The organism is Bacillus sp. ISO11, assembly GCF_003458115.1.
Taxonomy (GTDB): domain Bacteria; phylum Bacillota; class Bacilli; order Bacillales; family Bacillaceae_G; genus Bacillus_A; species Bacillus_A cereus.
Window position 1 is genome coordinate 82,702 of the sequence record NZ_QXCO01000006.1, and the last position, 20,253, is coordinate 102,954.

Sequence of the window (20,253 nt, forward strand, 5' to 3'; positions counted from 1 at the left end):
AAAAACGCCAGTCATGTTATTCAACAATCGGGCTATATAACGGAATAAATCCTTGTAAAAATTAAAAATATTTGAAATAATCGTCATTACGTTGAAGTAGAGCGATTGCAGAAAAAGGTGATACGATTTTTTCTTACTTAATAATCGTACGATAGTTAAAAAATTCAACTAATTATATTCCGAAAGGGGGTGTGTAGTATCTTATCAACTAATGTTTTTACTTATAAATCTAAGGATGGAAAAACAATAATAATTAGAGAAGCTAAAGAACGGGATGCAGAAAGAATACTAGATTCTGCTTCAAAAGCTTTAATAAACGCTCCATACATGCTAAGTACGGTTGAGGATGTAAAAAAGGTGCGTATCGATGCTATTCAAAAAACGTTAAAAGCTTATTATGAAAATCCAAATTATGTACAGTTTATTGCTGAAGTTGATGGTAAGTTAGTCGGTGCAATAGATTTTAAGAACGGAAACAAAGAAAAAATTAGTCATCAAGGGGCTTTTGCGATGACCATACTACCCGAATATCGAAATTATGGTATTGGAAGAGCTCTTCTAGAAACGTTAATCAATTGGGCTAAAAATAACAGTAAGATTGAAAAAGTTTGTCTTGAGGTAATGGAAGATAATCTAGGTGCAATCCAGTTATATAAGAATCTAGGCTTCTTTGAAGAGGGTAGAAAAGCAAAGGGTGTAAAATTGGATGGTAGCTATCAAGATTTAATATTAATGGCTTTATTCGTTTAAAATTGAACATTAATTTCAATATAAAAAGAGGGTCTTCATAGTCATTTCCCTGTTAAGTAGACAGTAATAGAAACCCTCTTTTTATATTTATCCCACATTAGCTTGCAGTAAAACTCCCCACTGATTATAGTTTCACTTTATTTTAATCCTTTAATTAAAGGTGACGCTTCCCCACTATGGAAAATCCATAAGTCATGAAGTGATCTCGTACATCCGACATATAGTAACTTTGCATCATGTTTTGTGTTTTTGTAATGTTCCTCATCCACATCAATTAAAAGCACCGCATCAAATTCTAAACCTTTCGCTAAATAGACAGGTACTACTGATATACCACCTTCATATTTACTTTGGTTTGCTTCAATTACGTTTACCGTTAATCCTGCATTTGTTAATTTCACATATATATCACGGCATTCATCTTCTGTTCTTCCGATTACCGCAATTGTTTTCACATCTGCATTTTGCAAATGTTTTACCGTCTTCACAATTTCAGTAAATTGATTTTCCGCATGAATTACTTTCACATCTTCTCCACTGCGGAAGACTGGTGTTGCGAGTCCTACTGGGATTTCTGCATTTTTAATTATTTCATTTGCAAATTCAATAATTTCTTTTGTAGAACGATAACTTCTTGTCAATTCATAATAACCGGTTTCTTGGAATACTTCCTTAAAAGCATTCCAATCTTCAATTCCTTGGTAATCATAAATCGCTTGCGATAAATCACCTAATATAGTGAAAGAATTACCTAATGTAATTTCTTTTAATACATAAACTTGGAAAGGCGAAAAATCTTGCGCTTCATCAATAACAACGTGATGAAACTTCTGCCCGATTTCAATCCCTGTTATACGATGATGTATGTATATTAAAGCTGGTAAATCTTCTACATACACTTCTTTTTTACGACAACTCTTTTCTGTTTCTTTAACAAGTTCTTCAGGTAATACCTCGAGTATTTCTTTACTTTTTACTATTGAACTATACAGTGAAAGAGCACTCATTTTCGGCCAAAACTTCATATATGCGTTCAGTCTCTTAGTCGCTTCTTTTTTAAGTAATTTTTTCTCGTTTGTTTCCCCGAATTTTTTAAGTTCAATTTCAATCCAGCGCTTCATTCGTCCTACTAATCGTTCTCTTCTTTTCTGTAAAGGATAATGTTTATATTCAACTTGCATCCATTTTTTAATATCTTCTACTGGAATAATCACTCTATCCCACGCCTCAAAATCTTTTGTCGGAACTAACTCATTTTCAAATTGGATCATTCTCTCTTCAATAAACGTCTTAAATTCCAACGTACCCTTTAATTTACCTAGCATTATCTTCTTTTCATCACGATTAATTGAAAATGCTTCTTTCAATTTTTCTTCTGTCTGCTTTAGTTTCACTGAATCATCTAACGTACGTAATGCCCAATCCAGAAACGTTGTTTGACTAATATTCCCTACACCTAATTCAGGAAGTACACTCGAAATGTAGTCTAAAAACAGACTATTCGGCGCAAATACGATCATTCTTTCTGCTTCTAGTTGTTCACGATATTCATAAATTAAAAAAGCAAGGCGATGTAAAGCAATTGTTGTCTTTCCGCTCCCTGCAACCCCTTGAATAAGTAATGGTAAATTTCTTTCCGCTCGAATAATATCATTTTGTTCCGATTGAATCGTTGAAACAATATCCTTTAGCTTATTATCTTTATTCTCACCTAATCGATATAGAAGAAAATCATCGGCATGCGATACATCTTCATTTCCTTTTACATATGTATCAACAACACGTTCAAGTTCTCTTTTTCGAATGGAAATGTTTCGTTTTAAATACACATCACCTTCTACTAACCCATCTGGTGATTGATAAAATGCTAATTCTTCTCCACCGGTAAATGAATAAAACATACTTGCGACAGGCGCCCGCCAATCAATAATGATTGGCTTCATCGTGTCCATATCCGAAACCCCTACTTTTCCGATATAAATCGGCATAACTTCTTCTTTTCCATCTTCCTGAAAATCTAACCTTCCAAAGTACGGCTCTTGCACACCAATACGTAAGTTTTGTCTATTAGACTCCCTCATACTTTCAAGAATTTGCTCTTTAAAATCTTCTCCATAATAAACCGGGGTTTTTTCAAGCTTATCCAATTGCTCATCCATCGTATGTAAAGTATCCTTCATTTTTTGTAACTCATCTTCAAATATGTTGCTCATTTCGACGATTCCCTCCTGTCCGTTCTAATTTTTCAGTCGAAGTATCATTGTATTAAAAACCCAATCATAAAGTCAATAGTTTCCATTTAAATTTTCCGAAAAAACTTACTTTTCATCTTTCTAATTTAAAAAGAATATGCAACATCTAAATCACACAAATACACATATAGTATAGTGATGCATACAAAAGATACTACTTTCTATTTGTCTCCTATTTAATTTATCTATTAAAAAACATTGTAAAAATGAAAGACTTTAATCAATGGGCGTTTTACTGCCCATAAATAGTAGGATAAATAAAAGTAAAGGAGGCTCTTCGAATGAATATTTTTAATATTTTGAATCCATCTCAAGATTAAATATGCTTTTATCTGGCTGTATCCTTATGGTTTGTTGGTCAATTATGTATGTTGAAATATATAGACTTACAAAATCCGTCTGGCCATGTGTTATCATGCATGCAATCGAGGCTGCTGTTCCTACTGTTTTAGTTACAATAACAGGGATTATTACTTTTACAAACGGTAGTGATTTTTGGTTAAATCCTACTAGCGGGGTCGCTGCTACTGTTTTATTTCTCGGAATTGGAATCGTACTAAGAACTATAAGAATAAAAAGAGAACGCCAATTATTCACACAATAAAAAGCAGATAATGAATTCGTCATTATCTGCTTTCCAATTTTTAAAACTACCTTATTATATTTTTTGATACATAAGCCAGTCACCAGAGTCTATCACTTTCTTTAACATCTTTTTATTCTGAGCGATATACACATATGCCTCAATTTCCCTATCAGCAACATATACTGTTTGCGTGATTCGATCATATAAATCAGTCTCCGCATTACCTGTATATTCTTCTAGTTCATCTAACTTACACAATATCTCATCATTTACTACATAAACTTCTCCATACACCTGTTCTTCAATCGAATAAGTCATGGCCGGATATCCTTCATTCGTATCAAATAATTTTCCATATGTCCAAGCTCTGTCTGCGATGCATGTTGCACCTTGCATATAATGAGCATTCGTTTGTCCTCTTCTTAATGTGCCATAAACGAACACATGATACATAAATTCTTATCCCCTTTATATGTCTCTACTTTCTTATTTGTAAATAAGCACGAATCATAAAGTAACTCACTTCATTCGGAAGCTGTTCTTTAATAGATTTCAGCCCACCCTCTGCATTTTGAACGGCAGTTTCAATAAGAGATTCATACTCTGCTGGAACAAAGCTTTGCCAATCTACTTCCATTCCATCCTCATAGCAGCGAATTAAATGGTTTTCAATTGTTTGTCTTGATAAGTTACGTTCTTTTGCAATCTCATTCAAATCAATACCTTGTTTATACATTTCATATGTTTCTAAATGAGAATTTGCGGACGCTTTTCCTGACTTTTTACGCTCTGAAACTACTTCTGTCTTAATCGTTTCAGCATAATTTGGATTTTCCTCAATAAAATGCTGAACTGCTTGTAAGAAGTGCGAGCCATATTTCACAAGTTTGTGTTCTCCGATACCTTTTACCGTCAACAATTCAGAATCATTTTGCGGCATTTTCACACACATATCTTTTAATGTTTGGTCAGAGAAAATAACGAACGGAGGTACACCTTCTCCTTGTGCAATTTCTTTACGTACTTCACGAAGCACTTCAAATAAAGGATGGTCTTGAACAATTTGTCTTGTCTCTACTCGTTCTTTTCGTAAAACATTCTCTTTACCAAGTAATACTTCTTTCCCTTTTTCAGTTACTTTTAACGTCGGATAAGTGCCATGTTCAACTGCAATTAACTCGTCTGAAATTAAAAACTCAATAAACTCACTGACCTCTTTTACACTACGGTTCGATAAAAGCCCATACGTTGGTAAAGTATGAAAATTAAATTCAATAACTTTCTTATTCTTCGACCCAGTTAATACTTGCGCTATCATTTGCTTTCCAAAGCGTTGGTTCGTTCTAATCATGCATGATAAAACCATTTGTGATTCTCTTGTCACATCGATGCTCTCGCGATTGTCTGTACAATTACCACAGCGTCCACAATCTTCTTTCGGTTCTTCTCCAAAGTATTGCAAAATGAATGATTGTAAACATTGTTCTGTATGACAGTAATCGGTCATATTTTGCAATTTTTCAAGTTCATTTGAAAAACGTGATTCTCCAGTTGATTGATCAATTAAAAAACGCTGTACTTGTACATCTTGAGAAGAATATAACAATATACATGTACTATCTAATCCATCACGACCAGCACGTCCTGCTTCTTGATAGTAACTTTCCATATTTTTTGGAAGCTGATAATGAATTACGTAACGAATATTCGATTTATCAATACCCATCCCGAATGCAGATGTTGCTACCATTACACTTACTTCATCTCGTAAAAAGAGTTCTTGTTGCTCATTTCGATCACTATCACTCATACCAGCATGATATTTTGATACAGAAACACCTGCCTTCATCAAATCTTCATATAACTGATCGACTACTTTTCTAGTAGCTGCATATATAATCCCGGATTCCTTTTGATTTTGACGAATATAATCCGCCAAATATGCATTTCGATCTTGCCCTTTAATGACAGAAAACGATAAGTTCTCACGCTCAAACGTTGTCATAATTGTATTTTCTTGATTAATTTCAAGTGTGTTACAAATATCATCACGTACTTGCGGTGTTGCTGTTGCTGTTAATGCTAATACGAGCGGCTTTTCTGGAAGATAATCTAATATGCGATGTATATGTAAATAACTTGGACGGAAATCATGTCCCCACTGTGAAATACAGTGTGCTTCATCAATCGCAATCATAGGGATTTTCATATCGATAAGTTGATCAACAAACTCCATCGAATCAAGACGCTCAGGCGCCACATAAAGTAACTTGTAATGTCCTTGTTTCGCTAATTGAATTCGCTGATTTGCTTCTGCAATAGATATAGAACTATTAATATATGTAGCTGAAATGCCATTCTGTACCAATGTATCTACTTGATCCTTCATAAGTGATATTAGAGGCGATATAACCAACGTCGTTCCTTCAAATACTAATGCCGGAATTTGATAACAAATCGACTTACCGCCACCCGTTGGCATAATACAAACCGTATCTTTCCCATCTAGTACATTTTTAATTGTTTCATCTTGTCCTCTTCGAAACGAAGAATAACCAAAGTAGGACGCTAAAAGTTCTTGTGCTTTAGTAAACAAAAAAGAGTCACCCGCTTTTCTTTATCTTTCATCTACTTCTATTATATCAATCACTTATGCGACTTGAAAGGGATGATTAGATGCTTATTGTTTTTTCATTATTCTATGTTTCTTCACTTATTTAATATGAATTAGCATCATTATTTTATATGTTTTACAACATTTATAACGTAAATCCAGTACACAAGAAGAAAGAGTTTCAATTTAAATGTTCATTTTATTTCCCTTTCTTGAATACTACTAATCGTATACATATAAATTCAGGAGGTTACTATATGAAACATCGTAATATGAGTTCCATCAAGGCAAAAACGAAAACACAAAAACTCCAATTCTCTAATAATGATGCGTGGAAATATGAATCATACTATAAGTACCAGCCATTATTCTCTTATAAAAAGCTTTTTAATTTTCTTTCTCAACTTTTTAGACGTTAATATATGTGCAAAAAATATATCATTCACAGAATTTTTCTCAATATTAAATGTATAGACTTACTACAATTCAGTTGTTACCATATATAATAATCTGTTGGATAAACCCCTTAAGTTGACCTGCTTATATTAGCAGGTCTTTTTCATGATTACATACTTCTGTGTACCTCGATCTCACTTCCAAGTCTTTTCTCCATTTTATAACCATATTTAGATCCCAACAATTAATGATAATCATAAATTGTTGGGATTTAAATTGTTCACATATAATTATGCAATTCTTCTTTCTCAATACACAAAACACATTTTACTTGTTACTATAAAAGTACTCCAGATGAGTTTTTTGCTCATCGACATTATCTAGTTATTGGGGCCTGCCGCGGGAAGCAGGTCCCTTTGACTGTATGAAGGTCCCAATTTCATTTGGACACATTTACCAGGTTTTTTCAAAAGAATTTTATGATAACATTACGTAGTCGAGTCCGACATCTCGGCAATACCCTTTTGAGGGTCTGCAACTTCCCTTACAGACCCTCTTTTACTTTATATTCAATTTATTCATATATACCACAACACCATTCATTGAATTTCTCCATTTCAAATTCCCTAAAAATAATCTAGGACACGTAACTAAAAATAAATCTTCATCATACTTTGAGTTATACATGTTCAAAGGAGTGTTACTATTTATGTATTCTTATTGGCAATCGTATTACTCCCCCTACCATAACCCTTATGTAAACTATGATTTATCCGTACGGAACTACCGAATTAGTAAAAATGAGAATTTTTTAAAAGGGTATATGCGTTCTTTATGGGAACAACACGTCGCTTGGACGAGATTGGCTATTATAAGTATAGTATTTAATTTACCAGATGTTAATGTTACTGTTGGACGACTTCTACAAAACGCAACACATATGGGACTATCACTTGAACCATTTTACGGTGAGGATGCAGTGAAAAAATATAGTGCATTAATTAAAGATCACTTAGTAATTGCAGCGGATCTTGTTAAAGCCGCAAAAGCGGGTAATCAAAATGCAGCGGCCGCTATAGAGAAAAAATGGTACGCTAATGGTGACGCAATTATTGAATTTCTTAACAGTATCAACCCATATATAGATAAAGAAGAATTTAGAAAAATGTTTTATGAACATTTAGCACTAACGAAAGCAGAAGCACTTGCCTTCCTAAATAAAGATTATGAAGCAGGAGTAAAACTTTACGATAAAATTGAAAAAGAAGCATTAGAAATGGCTGACATGATAACAAACGCAATCGTAAAACAATTCCCGCAAGTCTTTCAATAAAGTGAAACTTTAATCAGTGAGGGGTTTGTTCATCCCCCACTGATTATCAGCTCTCACCAATCGGCTTATTTAGTTTTCTCTCCATGATATTTCACCTCTCCTCTTTACATTTAGCTTATATCGATATATTTTATTAATATCCGTTTTTTATAGGAGGAAATAGTTTGATTAACGCGATTGGTCTCGTTTTTATACTTACAAATAAACACGAAAAAAAAAAGAAAGTTTACTTAAATGAAAAATTTGCACTAATAGATATTATTGATTCTAAAGAAGTATTTGATGATGAAGGGAATCCTTTAGTAGAACTAACATGTAAATACAGTATATATTTAGATGAAAAATATTACTGTAAATCTCTCGATGATTATACCGGACAAGTCTTTCCTTTCTTAAGTGCAAAAATAGGAAAAGGTCTTCTAAGAAACTTAAACTACTACTTTTCTTACGTTGATGCCTATGATAAGAAACCACCAGTTAAAGAAATAAGATCACTTATGAAACAAGTAACTAACAGATAGCCAAAAATACCAAAAAAAGAAAGCATCTAACCCTGGATGTTTTCTTTTTTATTAAAAACTCATTAACTTTCATCCTCTTCTAAAAGTATGTATCCAAGCATATTTTAAATTAAAAACATTGGAGGATTAGAGTGAATGAAATACTCAGAAACAATTATAAGCAAACGACTTCGAATACTTAAAATGACGGGTATGTTTTTCATGCTAGTGTTAATAGCATGGATTGGCTATACAAAATTACTTTATGAAAACGGCTTTCTTCAAGAAAAAAAGAATTCAGTAGAAGTAATGAACACTAGCATTACAGGAGAAATAGAGCAGCTTTTTCATATAAACTTGCAAGGTTATCGAAAAACAACCCTTGATGCTGTTATAGAAGCCAGTAAAACCGATCCAAGTGAACTATCCTTAATTGAACTAGTCAACAAATCCTGCTCGCGAGATTGCATAGGTGAACCAGTTACATATGTAAACTCAAACAATGGATATATCTTTTATAAGGAATCTAATGGAACTAATGTAGCTATAACGGTTAAAAAGAAAGACACATGGGTAATTGTAAAGAAATCTGTTCAAGATGGAATATAATCACCCCAAAAAAGAGTACACATCGTACTCTTTTTTATTATTAATACCCTTCCTCTTCATGCCTACAATGGCATTTCGCTTTTGTTTTACAATGACATTTTTCACACTCACACCTCGGTTTCTCTTTGCAACAACACTCGTGAAAATCATTGCGCTTACATCTACATCTCCCAAACATTAAATCATCCCAAAATTTATTACAATCTTGAAAATGTCCACAATGACAAGTATTTCTCATAAATATGCTTCCTCCTTGATAGAATTCATCATATTCTATGTTTGAAAGTATACAAAGGCTTGTTTATTAGTCTATTTTCTCCATATTATAAGTAGAGTTAAAAGATTAAATAAAAATAAAAACCGTCACATGACGGCTCTTTATTTAGCACACTACTCTTTTGTATAAAAATATTTAATTCCTTTCGTATCTAACCAAGCAGTTGCTTTGTCCAGTTCGTTCCCTTGACGATAATCTGTTTCGAAATACACAAGCCCTTGGTTATCTCCACGAGATATTATTTTAGAAGTATATCCAAGCTTATCCATCATTTGAATCATGTCAGAAATTAAATTTACACCAAATTCATAAGTAACTACTTTGTTATATTTATTCACTATAATTCCAACCCCTTCTTGTTTTTTTATCGGCTCAACAATTTGATTTGTAAACCAAGCTAACGGCTTATTTCCAATCAGCTTATTTAAATCACATTTGCCGATACCAGCCACATTGCCTGTCTCTGTGTATTGCCAAATATCACATGGATACGCCGGTTTGTTACCACCATAACGAGGAATCCATACAAAATCACAATTGACATTTGCCATTCCAAATGGAGCATACATATGATGAGCAATATATAAACCGACTTTCTTAGCTCCTAATCTGCGTAATTCATCAATAAAAGCTTGTGCACCCGCTCTCATATCGTTCATTGTTCTTACTTCTACGTCAGCTACCCAAACTGTTGCATTTTTATCACCACGGTTCCAAAAGTCTCTTGCTTCTATCCGTGCATCCTCTACTGAAACGAAACGACAGAACGCATAATTACCAAACGGAATATTCCTTGCTTTCATTGCTTGTACATAATTTTTATATAAAGGATCTACATAGTTTGAACCATCTTGCACACGTGCAATTACGAAATCTAATTGTGGTGCTGCGATATCCCAGTTAATGTCGCCATTCCATTTCGAAATATCTACAATATAACCCATTATTTAACATATCCTTTTTCATTATTATATTCAAAGCTTGTTTTTTTGTTATTATCAACTAATAAATAGTATGAGAGGTATTATATTATTGGGTAATAATTTAAAATTCGGCTTATGTATTGAGAAAACAAAATATTATTACGGGTTTAATAAGTAAAGATTTACAAAACTCTAAACTATATAAAGTGAAACGATAATTAGTAGGAGGCTACGAGCAGTGTAATTCCCACCTAATTTCTTAGCTTCATCCGAATTTTGAGGTGAGAATTTTACTTCCCGCAAATAGCTTGATAAATAAAACCACCTTTCTGACAGGTGGTTTTGTGTACTAATTTACATATAAATTGTCCATATTTTTATAGTTACTTAATATACTTGTTAACTAAAAATAAGACAATTTTTAGTTTTTAATCAAACCAATTTTCGTTTTATCTCACGTACTCATAGTACCATTTACGTGCATCTAACCAAGCTGTAAATTTATCGATATTCCCGGACGGATAGCCATTCGTTATAGCATAACCAATGCCATCTTTTTGAACGACAATTTGTCCATCAATACCCGCATCAACCATAGCTTGAGCCAAAGCTTGTAAATTACTAAATGCTACACCACCAGTTTTTACTTTGAGCAAATTCGCTGCACCTCCTCCAGTTTGTCCTGTAAGAGCAAATACAATAGAATTAGCGATTTTATCAACATTCCATTTTGCCATGTCGGATTCATTATCAATAAACCCTAATTCAATAAGAATAGCCGGTGCCTTCGTTCCATTTAATACTGCTAAATCTGTACGTTGTTTCGCACCTCGATCACGCCATCCAATATCTTTTGCTAGTTGAGCTGAGATTTTAGCCGCCAAATCTTTCTGATCATAATATAAAACCTCAACACCCTGTCCATTTCCATCACTTGCATTAAGATGAAAAGAAATAACTAAATCCACAGCATGGGAATTGCTATTCCGAATGATATTATTTAAATTTTGTGATTGAGTTGCCCCTACCTCGTCCGTATCGTCATAAACCGTGTGTCCTAGGGCTCTTAACTTAGCCGTCACGGCATCTTTAACTTGCCTATCTAGAACGTGTTCTTTCCGATTCCCGAAATTAGCACCTTGAACAATACTATTGTGTCCTCCGTGCAAACTATATCTAGCCATTATTCATCAACATCTCCTTTCTTAATATCTTATTCAAAACTTGTCTTATTGCTATTCCCACTTACAATCTTAACTGTGCCCATACGTCCTATATTTTCTAAAAGTGACGCAATTTGTTTTCGATATAAAAAAGCTATCGCTTCATAAATCGAATGATTTATTCTCTAAATTACTTTTACATGAATGACGACACGAACAAAAAAGCATCACCCTTTCGGCGATGCCTAAAAACTCTATTTTACTTTTCAGCTCCCTAAATAAATAGAGTTTAAAATCACTGAAACTACACCTATATTTCCTCCCCTTCCTTCACAGCTTCTTTCAACCTCTGCAACATATACCCAATTCCTTTACACCCCTCTAGCGGATATGTAATCATTTCTTCTGGATATAACTTTGTCACTACTTTTTTATGCTTCTTCCCTGCTAGTAAGACGATTTCGTCAAACTGCAGTAAACTTTTATCTACCATCTGTTTTTGTAATTGCTCTATACTTATTACCTCATCGCTTTTTGAATCAAATGCAAGATCATAGTTTTCTAATACAATATCACTTGGTCTTAAAAATCCATGTTTCGCTGATAATATAACCCAGTTTTCGAAAAACATAGTTGCGTATGCCTGACATGCTTTTCCGAACGGACTAATATATACATCTTTTGCTTCCATCGGTCCGTAGTCTGAATGTTTATCCCAAATTTTCTTTTTTCCGCATGGAATTATACATAGCCTTTTCATATATATTTCTACTCCCTTTACTTTGGTAAATAAAATTCGTTATTTTGTACATTTTTTTCTCGAGATACTATATAATAATTCTAAAAGTTAAAATTACACATTTTACCATATGTGTACTATAGATTACTCTCATTGCAAATATTATAATACCATAAAAATTTTTTCATTTTTTCTTCAAAATAATGAAACTAAATTATAATACAAGTATGTATTGATAAAACAATAAAGGAGGTTCATAAAAATGAAAAATATTATCCCTGCACTATTAGTCTATTTTATCGTTTGCGTTATTTCCGTTATCATCCCAGCATCTGAAGGCTATAATTATGTCGGCTGGAAGTTATTTGTTGGACAAGTGTATGCGATACCTATTTTCTTCATTACTACGATAATCACATTTTATATAAACAAGAAAAAATCTTACGAATAAACGATTATAAGGATAGCTAACGCTATCCTTATTTTAATTCGTTAATCAAAACTTTATATCCTTTCTTCTAAAAAGTTAAACGCAACATCTGTATTTCAGCGTTTAAACGCAGTTCCTCCGAAATCCAGCTCTCTAATTTTGAAACAGATGCAATATTTTTTCAAAAAGCCCCTGTAATTTACTTTTCAATACTTCCATATCATTAAGCATACACAATGCGACTGTTTAAAAGTTAAAAATTTCTGCTTATTATAAATAAAAAAGGACAAGTAGCCAATCTGACTACTTGTCCTTACTGTTCATCTGTACGCAATACGATTAAGCTTGGAATGCTTCTGTTAATACTGGTACGATTTGTTTTTTACGAGATACAACACCTTTTAAAGTAGCTGTATTGTTTTCTAGTGATACGTTGTATGCTTTCTCAACAACGTTTGCTGCTTTACCGATCGCAAGACCGACAGAATCGTTAGTTAAGATATCAGTTACAACGAATAAGAATAGGTCTAAACCTTTTTCTTCTACTACTGCAGAAATTACTTTTTCAAGTTCCGCTTGGTGTACAAGAACGTCGTTTGTATCAACAGCGTTTACTTGTGCGATTTCAACTTTCGCATTATCCATTTGGAATTCTTTAGCGTCAAGAGAGATTAATTGCTCCATTGTTTTTCCGCTTAAGTCAGCACCAGCTTTTAACATTTCTAAGCCGTAGTTATCTGCATCTACACCAGCGATTTCCGCTAATTCACGAGCAGCTGCTACGTCTTGTTCTGTGCAAGTTGGAGATTTGAATAGTAAAGAATCTGAAATGATTGCAGATAACATTAAACCTGCAACTTCTTTACGAATTGTTACGCCATTTTCTTTGTACATTTTGTTTAAGATTGTAGCTGTACAGCCAACTGGCTCACAACGATAGTATATAGGATCGCTTGTTTCAAAGTTAGCAATACGGTGATGGTCAATAACTTCTAACACACGAACTGATTCGATATCGTTAGCACTTTGTTGACGCTCGTTATGGTCAACTAAAATAACGTTGTCCACTTCGCTTGCTACTGTCTCAACAAAACGCGGTCCTTCTACTTTAAAATAGTCTAACGCAAATTGAGTTTCACCGCTGATTTCGCCTAAACGTACAGGCTCAGCATTCATTCCTAATTCTTTTTTCAATTCTGCATAAGCAATTGCAGAACAAATTGCATCTGTATCTGGGTTTTTATGCCCGAAAACTAGTACTTTTTCCATGTTTTCCACCTCTTCATGAAAAGGATATCTTAAAGAAGCAAATATGACAATATTTAAAGCATATTTTTTTATAAATAATTGCACTTTCTTCTATATTTTTCATCATTTTCATAAAAAAAATCATCTAAAATGAATTAGATGATCGAAATGTATGTTTCAATTAAAATAGTGTAGGAGCTTGCACTACATTGTTAAAAGCGAAATTTGAGGATAAGCCATTATTCAAAAGGTTTACATCTATAACTTGATAAAACGCATTTCCAGTGTCTGCAATTTCCCAAACAGCTAAAATAAGATGGTATCCACTACGGTCAGTTGGTACATTTGCTTCGTGCGTTACTGTTGTCCCTGGTCTAGCTCCACCGTCATTTTTCACATAGAATGGCACTAAATCTAAATCTGATCGCGTCAAAGGTTTATTGGGATTCCAACCTTTTTTCGTAATATAGTATTTCCACTCTTTCGTACTATGAGGAGCCGTTAGTTTCCACTTGAATGTATTCGTCCCGCCATTTAACGTAACTTTCTTCCACCTATCTACAGTTTGAACATCTAAAGCGGGAAAATGACCAGCCCCTGCAATTTGTCCATCAGAAGGTCCTAGTTGTGGAAATCCACCTATCCCTTCTACACTTTGTGGTTCATATTGAATTGGTCCACAATTTACATTTACACCTTGCTTACATAAATAAGATCGGCTCGCTGGTGATTCTACATATCCATGAGCTGAAGCCTTTTCTGAAAATCCAAATGTTAATAATCCCGTAAGTAATACGCCACCACTTAAAATAACTTTCTTCATCTTTTGTAAACTATTCTTTTTCATACTTTCATCCCCTTCCCATAATAAAGCGAAAATAACTATAGTTGGCTAGTCATCTTCTCTACATTTATTATAAGACGAGAATCATTACTAAAAGAACCCTCTAAAAACTTTCTCAAATTCATTTAGTGTGTTAATTAGATTATAATTAACTATTTTAACACCGCCAGAAAAATATAGACGGTGTTAAAAATAGTCGTTTATTATTCACTTACTAATAATTAAGCACTCTCCCCGTTTGATTATAACTTAAATGTTTTTATAATAAATAACCGTAGCATCTAACTTTCCATTCGTAGAAATTGCATACCCTGGTATTGTTCCAACTTCTTGGTAGTCTAGTGATTTGTACAATTTATTGGAAGGATCTCCTTCTCTTGTATCTAATACTAAAAGAGACCTGTTTTCTTGCTTTGCTCGTTCCTCAGCTTTTTTCATAAGCGATCGTCCAATACCGTTACGTCTAAAGTTTGGATGAGTCATTAATTTGCAAATCTCAGCTCTATGAATTCCGTTAGGCTTTGTAACTAACTGTAATTGAATACTCCCTGCTACTTCGTTGTTTATTTTAGCCACATACAATATCACTTCTGGCGCTAATACTGTTTGCCAATACTTTGTTGCGTCTTTTTGTTCCAGTGGAGGCAAAAAACCAATTGATGCCCCATCATTTACAACCATTTTTAAAAGTTTCGAAAGTTCTTCCATATCATTTTCTAGTTGCTTAATTTCTTCAATTACTAAATTTCGCATTACTTTTCCCCCTTTTGTTTCATTGTAACAATTTTTAAAGAAGGAATAATGAAATAATAAGAGGAATTTATAGTAAGATATGATTTTTTGTGAAAGGATAACGATATGAAATATATATTAGATAGAACGTACGCAAAAGAATTACTCGAATGGGCATATGAACAAAACCCGGGCCCTTGGTTTGAACATTCACTACATGTTGCTCATGCAACTGAAAACATAATTATAGAACTTATAAAAAAAGGGTACAAGCTAGATGCTGACATAGCATATAATGCTGCCCTTTTGCATGATATCGGAAGATACAAAGGTTTTACCAAATCGGTCATTCATTCCTATGATGGTTATATGTATATGAATGATTTAGGGTATACAGGAAACGCTGTTATTTGTGTAACACACTCATTCCCATGCAAAAATGAACATATAGATATTGCAGCGGAATGGAGTCTCGTTCCTGACCATATGAGAAGTCGGTTAGTTGAAATATTAAATGAACATTGTAACTACGACTTATACAATAAAGTAATTACTCTTTGTGACGCTCTTGCTGATGCGGATGGCTTTACTACGCTGGAAAGAAGATTAATTTCTGTTGGTTTGCGTCATGGTACAACATCTCATACATCTTTACATTGGAAAGGGTTTTATGCGATTAAGAAAGAATTAGAAGCTTTAATCGGTAAGAGTATATACACAGTTCTTCCTGATGTAGAAAAATCTATTTATGAAGATATAGAATATTAAAGTGAATACAAATTGAAAACGATAAAATTTGTATGTATGTTTCTAAAAGACTCTTTCAAAAGTGGAGGGATTTCTTATTAGTAAAATAGGATTTGACTTGATAAACCTTGAGAGGAATTTTGATTTTGGATATGAAGATATAAAAGAGATTTCTATGAGATGTAAATTTTCTAACTGTTCACATACAAATGAACCAAACTGCGCGGTTAAAAGAGCTATATCTGACGGTGCTCTTTCTGAAGAAGTAGTTAACAGTTACTATAGAGATTTTAATGAGGCACATTATGTTTCTAAACAGAAAAACAAAACAAAAGCTATTGATTATATGAAACAATTGAAGCTTTTTACAAAACCTTAAAACTAAATAAATAGTTTTTATTTCTCATTCCTACTAAATTTAAAATTCTCCATTATTGTATAACCATAAATTGAACCCATCCTAGATAATTTTTATACTTAAATTTAATTTCACATAAAAAACGTTTTAAACATAAAGTTTAAAACGTTTTTTTATTCAATGCTTTTGATTTTTCAATTCTGTTAAACACTCTTGCACTAAAGTTACCGCTTGACTCATCGCAGCTCCGCCAGCAAATGCTGCTGAAACACCACATGCTTCTAGAATCTCTTTATCCGAACATCCTTGATCAAGACAACCTTTTGTATGATAAATTGTACAATACTCATCTTGCGTTGCTAAACTAATTCCTAATGCAATAAGTTGTTTTTCTCTTTTTGTTAAAGAACCCTCTTGAAAACAAGCTTGCGTGAACGCATTATATGTCTCAGCGATTTCAGGAATTTGATTTGTAAAACTACCTATACCTTCTTTATAATGATGTAGAATATCATTTATCGAACTATGTTGCTCATGTTCCATCTTATTCCCTCCAGTCATATTATCCATACTTATTGTAGTATGTGATGAAATGGAGGCAATATACCTTCTTTTAAATTAAGAATTTTCAATTAATTTTAGTTATAATTTTAAATTATCATCGACAATAACTTTTTCTCTAGAACTTTTTCTTTCAACCTCTTTACTTCTTTCTTCCCAAAATGTTAATCCTTCAATCCCCACATTTTTAGGATTAAATACTGGATCTTTCCCTTCTTTTTTCTGCGTTTCATAATCTTTTAACACTTTTAATGCGGTTTTACTTAAAAGTAAGATTGCGATTAAGTTTAACCATGCCATACTACCGATTCCTAAATCTCCAAGATTCCATAAAAGCGACGCTGATTCAACGCTACCGATGTAAACCATAATTAAAAATCCAAATTTCAAAACTGGTTTTAACCAGCCATACTTCAGTTGACGATCTAAATAAGTAAGTGTCGTTTCAGCGATATAGTAATAAGCGAGTAACGTTGTAAATGCAAAAAAGAAAATCGCAATTGAAATAAATATTGGACCAAACCCTGTTATCACAGTTTCAACTGCTTGTTGTGTATAAATTGGACCAGCTTCCACATTTCCTATGTTTTGTACAATGGCGGTTTTCCCTTCAGGTATAACATTATACATACCTGTTATTAAAATCATAAGAGCTGTCGCTGTACATACGACAATTGTATCGATATATACGGAAAACGCTTGAACTAATCCTTGTTTTGCGGGATGCGATACTTCAGCAGCCGCCGAACTATACGTCGCTTCTCCGACACCAGCAACGTTTGAAAATACAGCGCGTTTTACGCCCCATGCAATAGCTGCACCAACAATTCCACCAAACATTTCATTTACACCAAATGCGCTAGAGAAAATTAAAGCAAACATACTTGGAATCTCCGTTACATTCGCAATTAATATGATACATGTAACAATTACATAACCAATTGCCATAAATGGAACAAGCATTTGAGAAACGCCAGCAATTCTCTTTACACCACCAAAAATAATTGCTGCTAGTAACACGACTAAAAATATACCAGTTATATATTTGCTAATACCATTAGAGTTTTCAAATCCAACTGCGATACTACTAGATTGAATACCTGGTAATAACACGCCATATGAAAGTGTTACAACTACTGCTACAATGACTGCAAACCATTTCATTTTCAAACCTTTCTCAATGAAATATGGAGTACCGCCGCGATATTCATTCCCTACTTTACTTTTGTATACTTGAGATAATGTTGATTCTACAAACGCGCTCGCTGCCCCTAACAAAGCCATTACCCACATCCAAAATACAGCTCCAGGACCGCCGAAAGCAATTGCTGTCGCTACCCCTGCAATATTACCAATTCCAACTCTTCCTGATAAGGCTAAACAAAATGCCTGAAAAGATGATATTCCCGTCTCTGAACTCTTTCCTTCAAATAATAGTTTAATCATCTCTTTAAAATAACGGATTTGCAAAAAGCGTGTTGCAATCGTGAAATATACGCCTGCCCCTAATGCAAAAACAACTAAACCGATACTCCACACTTGCCCTACTAACCATTCTACTAAATTCTCCATCCAAATCCCCCTTATCATTCTTTGGAAAAGCAATTTTGTATATAAAAAAAACGGACAACTATTATCAAACTTTCTAGTTGTCCGCATCTTTCATTATTTCATCCCTCAATTTTTATCAGTAAAACGCCCTATTACTTTATATTTACCCAAACACTTTTCACTTCTGTATAATTATCAAGCGCATATGAACCTAATTCGCGGCCAATACCAGATTGTTTATATCCACCAAATGGTGTAGCTGCATTTTCTAAGTTATAATCATTAATCCACACTGTTCCTGCTTTTAATTTATTTGCTACTTGATGACCCGTTTTGATATTTTGCGTCCATACACCCGCAGCAAGGCCATAGGATGAGTTGTTCGCTCGTTCAATTACTTCTTCTGTCGAATCAAATGGAAGTACGACAACAACTGGTCCAAATATTTCTTCCTTAACGATTGTCATATTGTCTGTAACATCTGTGAATACCGTTGGCTTAACGAAATAACCTTTTTCAAGCGCACGTTCGCCACCAGCCGCAACTGTAGCACCTTCTTTCTTCCCTTGCTCAATATAATTTAACACACGCTCTTGTTGTTTTTTAGATACGAGTGGACCCATTTCCGTTCCTTTCTCCATACCTGCTCCAAGTTTTACGTTGTTCGCCATTTTCACAAGTGCATCTACTACAGTTTCATAATGTTTACGATGAACAAATACACGTGATCCTGCGCTACAATTTTGACCGTGATTATACATAATACCTTGGAATGCACCATTTATCGCTTCTTCCAAGTCCGCATCTTCTAAAATGATATTTGGTGATTTTCCGCCAAGCTCTAACGTTACATGCTTAATCATTTCTGCAGATTGACGCATAATATACTTTCCTGTAACAGTAGATCCTGTAAAAGCAACTTTATCAATGTCATGATGATTTACAATTGCAGCCCCTGCTTCAGGACCAAAGCCTGATACAATGTTTACAACGCCGTTTGGAAATCCAGCCTCTTTAAAGAGTTTCGCTGTATATAGTAAAGATAAAGGCGTTTGCTCTGCTGGCTTTAATACAATCGTACAACCTGTCGCCAGTGCAGCTCCCATTTTCCAAGAAGACATAACAAGCGGAAAATTCCACGGAATAATTTGTCCTACAACACCAACAGGTTCATGTCTCGTATAATTCAAGTAATCTTTTGAAATCGGGATTGTTTGCCCAATAATTTTTGTAGCCCATCCTGCGTAATAACGATAATTTTCTACAGTCGCTGAAATATCATCATCAAGTGCTACTTGATATGGCTTTCCATTATCTAAAGCTTCTAGTTGCGCTAATTCTTCTCTATGTTCTTCAATTAAATCTGCTAATTTATAAATAAGATGCGCTCTTTCAGCAGTAGTCATTTCTGCCCACGGGCCAGATTCAAATGCAGATCTTGCCGCTTTTACTGCGGCATCAATATCCTCTTCTTGCGCTTCACATACGACTGCTAGAACCTCTTCTGTTGCTGGATTGTACGTTTCAAACGTCTTTCCGCCAATAGCAGAAACAAATTCGCCATTAATAAACATTTTAATTTCTTCATTTAAAAACGCTTCCACTTTTGGTTTCAGCTCAATATTTGTCTTTAACATTAT

The 20,253-nt window shown here is 33.9% G+C and carries 20 protein-coding genes and 1 pseudogene; 8 read left to right on the top strand and 13 right to left on the bottom strand.

Going from position 1 to position 20,253, the window contains the following annotated elements; translation table 11 throughout:
- The first annotated feature begins 189 nt into the window (after positions 1-189).
- On the top strand, positions 190-750 hold the full coding sequence (locus D1166_RS08245; RefSeq protein WP_170953986.1) for a GNAT family N-acetyltransferase: 561 nt from the start codon (positions 190-192) through the stop codon (positions 748-750).
- A gap of 137 nt (positions 751-887) precedes the next feature.
- Here the strand turns inward: D1166_RS08245 and D1166_RS08250 are convergent, their stop codons facing one another.
- Complete coding sequence (locus D1166_RS08250; RefSeq protein WP_097861598.1) at positions 888-2,963, bottom strand: HelD family protein; 2,076 nt, start codon at positions 2,961-2,963, stop codon at positions 888-890.
- Between the two features lie 334 nt (positions 2,964-3,297).
- Between D1166_RS08250 and D1166_RS08255 the strand changes: the two are divergent.
- Positions 3,298-3,606, top strand: a pseudogene (locus D1166_RS08255) (CPBP family intramembrane glutamate endopeptidase); the annotation flags it as partial.
- A 54-nt stretch (positions 3,607-3,660) separates the two neighbouring features.
- On the opposite strand, the gene D1166_RS08260 reads toward D1166_RS08255, so the two are convergent.
- Positions 3,661-4,041 (bottom strand): gamma-glutamylcyclotransferase family protein, encoded by a 381-nt coding sequence (locus tag D1166_RS08260; RefSeq protein WP_000274915.1) that lies wholly within the window; start codon positions 4,039-4,041, stop codon positions 3,661-3,663.
- Positions 4,042-4,066: 25 nt separating this feature from the next.
- A complete protein-coding gene (recQ, locus tag D1166_RS08265; protein WP_000494270.1) occupies positions 4,067-6,184 on the bottom strand; it encodes a DNA helicase RecQ in 2,118 nt (705 codons plus the stop codon).
- Between the two features lie 1,123 nt (positions 6,185-7,307).
- Between recQ and D1166_RS08270 the strand changes: the two genes are divergently transcribed.
- From D1166_RS08270 to D1166_RS08280, 3 genes are all read left to right on the top strand, one after another.
- The gene (locus D1166_RS08270; RefSeq protein ID WP_000287727.1) at positions 7,308-7,931 is read left to right on the top strand and encodes a hypothetical protein; all 624 of its coding nucleotides are present in this window, start codon (positions 7,308-7,310) and stop codon (positions 7,929-7,931) included.
- A 164-nt stretch (positions 7,932-8,095) separates the two neighbouring features.
- The gene (locus D1166_RS08275; RefSeq protein ID WP_097855978.1) at positions 8,096-8,452 is read left to right on the top strand and encodes a cytoplasmic protein; all 357 of its coding nucleotides are present in this window, start codon (positions 8,096-8,098) and stop codon (positions 8,450-8,452) included.
- 135 nt (positions 8,453-8,587) lie between these two features.
- A complete protein-coding gene (locus D1166_RS08280; protein ID WP_000877575.1) occupies positions 8,588-9,040 on the top strand; it encodes a hypothetical protein in 453 nt (150 codons plus the stop codon).
- Here D1166_RS08280 and D1166_RS31210 read toward each other — a convergent pair whose 3' ends face one another.
- The 4 genes from D1166_RS31210 to D1166_RS08295 all read right to left on the bottom strand — a co-directional run bounded on the left by D1166_RS31210 (position 9,041) and on the right by D1166_RS08295 (position 12,163).
- A complete protein-coding gene (locus tag D1166_RS31210; protein WP_165851660.1) occupies positions 9,041-9,214 on the bottom strand; it encodes a hypothetical protein in 174 nt (57 codons plus the stop codon).
- A gap of 216 nt (positions 9,215-9,430) precedes the next feature.
- Positions 9,431-10,261: a GH25 family lysozyme gene (locus D1166_RS08285; RefSeq protein ID WP_097855977.1), complete on the bottom strand. Its 831-nt coding sequence runs from the start codon at positions 10,259-10,261 to the stop codon at positions 9,431-9,433.
- A 428-nt stretch (positions 10,262-10,689) separates the two neighbouring features.
- Positions 10,690-11,424: an N-acetylmuramoyl-L-alanine amidase gene (locus D1166_RS08290; protein ID WP_097861597.1), complete on the bottom strand. Its 735-nt coding sequence runs from the start codon at positions 11,422-11,424 to the stop codon at positions 10,690-10,692.
- 289 nt (positions 11,425-11,713) lie between these two features.
- Positions 11,714-12,163, bottom strand: a complete 450-nt coding sequence (locus tag D1166_RS08295) for a DUF6884 domain-containing protein (RefSeq protein WP_000824872.1) — start codon at positions 12,161-12,163, stop codon at positions 11,714-11,716.
- 241 nt (positions 12,164-12,404) lie between these two features.
- Here D1166_RS08295 and D1166_RS08300 point away from each other — a divergent pair, with 241 nt between their 5' ends.
- Positions 12,405-12,593, top strand: a complete 189-nt coding sequence (locus tag D1166_RS08300) for a DUF4017 family protein (RefSeq protein WP_000789486.1) — start codon at positions 12,405-12,407, stop codon at positions 12,591-12,593.
- A 318-nt stretch (positions 12,594-12,911) separates the two neighbouring features.
- On the opposite strand, the gene ppaC is transcribed toward D1166_RS08300, so the two are convergent.
- The 3 genes from ppaC to D1166_RS08315 all read right to left on the bottom strand — a co-directional run bounded on the left by ppaC (position 12,912) and on the right by D1166_RS08315 (position 15,417).
- Positions 12,912-13,841, bottom strand: coding sequence for a manganese-dependent inorganic pyrophosphatase (gene ppaC, locus D1166_RS08305; RefSeq protein WP_097855976.1), 930 nt, complete (start codon positions 13,839-13,841; stop codon positions 12,912-12,914).
- 160 nt (positions 13,842-14,001) lie between these two features.
- On the bottom strand, positions 14,002-14,667 hold the full coding sequence (locus D1166_RS08310; RefSeq protein ID WP_000742279.1) for a lytic polysaccharide monooxygenase: 666 nt from the start codon (positions 14,665-14,667) through the stop codon (positions 14,002-14,004).
- Positions 14,668-14,913: 246 nt separating this feature from the next.
- Positions 14,914-15,417 (bottom strand): GNAT family N-acetyltransferase, encoded by a 504-nt coding sequence (locus tag D1166_RS08315; protein WP_097855975.1) that lies wholly within the window; start codon positions 15,415-15,417, stop codon positions 14,914-14,916.
- Between the two features lie 105 nt (positions 15,418-15,522).
- On the opposite strand from D1166_RS08315, the gene D1166_RS08320 reads away from it, so the two are divergent.
- Together D1166_RS08320 and D1166_RS08325 are read left to right on the top strand one after the other, a co-directional pair.
- Complete coding sequence (locus D1166_RS08320) at positions 15,523-16,164, top strand: HD domain-containing protein (RefSeq protein ID WP_000874109.1); 642 nt, start codon at positions 15,523-15,525, stop codon at positions 16,162-16,164.
- A 61-nt stretch (positions 16,165-16,225) separates the two neighbouring features.
- Positions 16,226-16,522, top strand: a complete 297-nt coding sequence (locus tag D1166_RS08325; protein ID WP_000398282.1) for a P-loop NTPase family protein — start codon at positions 16,226-16,228, stop codon at positions 16,520-16,522.
- Positions 16,523-16,678: 156 nt separating this feature from the next.
- On the opposite strand, the gene D1166_RS08330 is transcribed toward D1166_RS08325, so the two are convergent.
- The 3 genes from D1166_RS08330 to D1166_RS08340 form a co-directional block, all read right to left on the bottom strand.
- Positions 16,679-17,071 carry a carboxymuconolactone decarboxylase family protein gene (locus D1166_RS08330; protein ID WP_002005224.1) on the bottom strand — a complete coding sequence of 131 codons (393 nt, stop codon included), beginning with the start codon at positions 17,069-17,071 and terminating at the stop codon, positions 16,679-16,681.
- A 72-nt stretch (positions 17,072-17,143) separates the two neighbouring features.
- Entirely contained in the window at positions 17,144-18,634 is a 1,491-nt protein-coding gene (locus tag D1166_RS08335; RefSeq protein ID WP_016110139.1) for an alanine/glycine:cation symporter family protein, read from the bottom strand.
- 131 nt (positions 18,635-18,765) lie between these two features.
- Positions 18,766-20,250: an aldehyde dehydrogenase family protein gene (locus D1166_RS08340; RefSeq protein ID WP_097855974.1), complete on the bottom strand. Its 1,485-nt coding sequence runs from the start codon at positions 20,248-20,250 to the stop codon at positions 18,766-18,768.
- Positions 20,251-20,253 lie beyond the last annotated feature (3 nt).

Excerpts from the sequence above, each read along its gene's own strand:
- ppaC (WP_097855976.1), bottom strand. The coding sequence starts at position 13,841 with ATGGAAAAAGTACTAGTTTTCGGGCATAAAAACCCAGATACAGATGCA.
- D1166_RS08335 (WP_016110139.1), bottom strand. The coding sequence starts at position 18,634 with ATGGAGAATTTAGTAGAATGGTTAGTAGGGCAAGTGTGGAGTATCGGT.
- D1166_RS08285 (WP_097855977.1), bottom strand. The coding sequence starts at position 10,261 with ATGGGTTATATTGTAGATATTTCGAAATGGAATGGCGACATTAACTGG.
- D1166_RS08295 (WP_000824872.1), bottom strand. The coding sequence starts at position 12,163 with ATGAAAAGGCTATGTATAATTCCATGCGGAAAAAAGAAAATTTGGGAT.
- D1166_RS08320 (WP_000874109.1), top strand. The coding sequence starts at position 15,523 with ATGAAATATATATTAGATAGAACGTACGCAAAAGAATTACTCGAATGG.
- D1166_RS08280 (WP_000877575.1), top strand. The coding sequence starts at position 8,588 with ATGAAATACTCAGAAACAATTATAAGCAAACGACTTCGAATACTTAAA.
- D1166_RS08340 (WP_097855974.1), bottom strand. The coding sequence starts at position 20,250 with ATGTTAAAGACAAATATTGAGCTGAAACCAAAAGTGGAAGCGTTTTTA.
- D1166_RS08250 (WP_097861598.1), bottom strand. The coding sequence starts at position 2,963 with ATGAGCAACATATTTGAAGATGAGTTACAAAAAATGAAGGATACTTTA.
- D1166_RS08290 (WP_097861597.1), bottom strand. The coding sequence starts at position 11,424 with ATGGCTAGATATAGTTTGCACGGAGGACACAATAGTATTGTTCAAGGT.
- D1166_RS08300 (WP_000789486.1), top strand. The coding sequence starts at position 12,405 with ATGAAAAATATTATCCCTGCACTATTAGTCTATTTTATCGTTTGCGTT.
- D1166_RS08315 (WP_097855975.1), bottom strand. The coding sequence starts at position 15,417 with ATGCGAAATTTAGTAATTGAAGAAATTAAGCAACTAGAAAATGATATG.
- D1166_RS08310 (WP_000742279.1), bottom strand. The coding sequence starts at position 14,667 with ATGAAAAAGAATAGTTTACAAAAGATGAAGAAAGTTATTTTAAGTGGT.
- D1166_RS08330 (WP_002005224.1), bottom strand. The coding sequence starts at position 17,071 with ATGGATAATATGACTGGAGGGAATAAGATGGAACATGAGCAACATAGT.
- D1166_RS08260 (WP_000274915.1), bottom strand. The coding sequence starts at position 4,041 with ATGTATCATGTGTTCGTTTATGGCACATTAAGAAGAGGACAAACGAAT.
- D1166_RS08270 (WP_000287727.1), top strand. The coding sequence starts at position 7,308 with ATGTATTCTTATTGGCAATCGTATTACTCCCCCTACCATAACCCTTAT.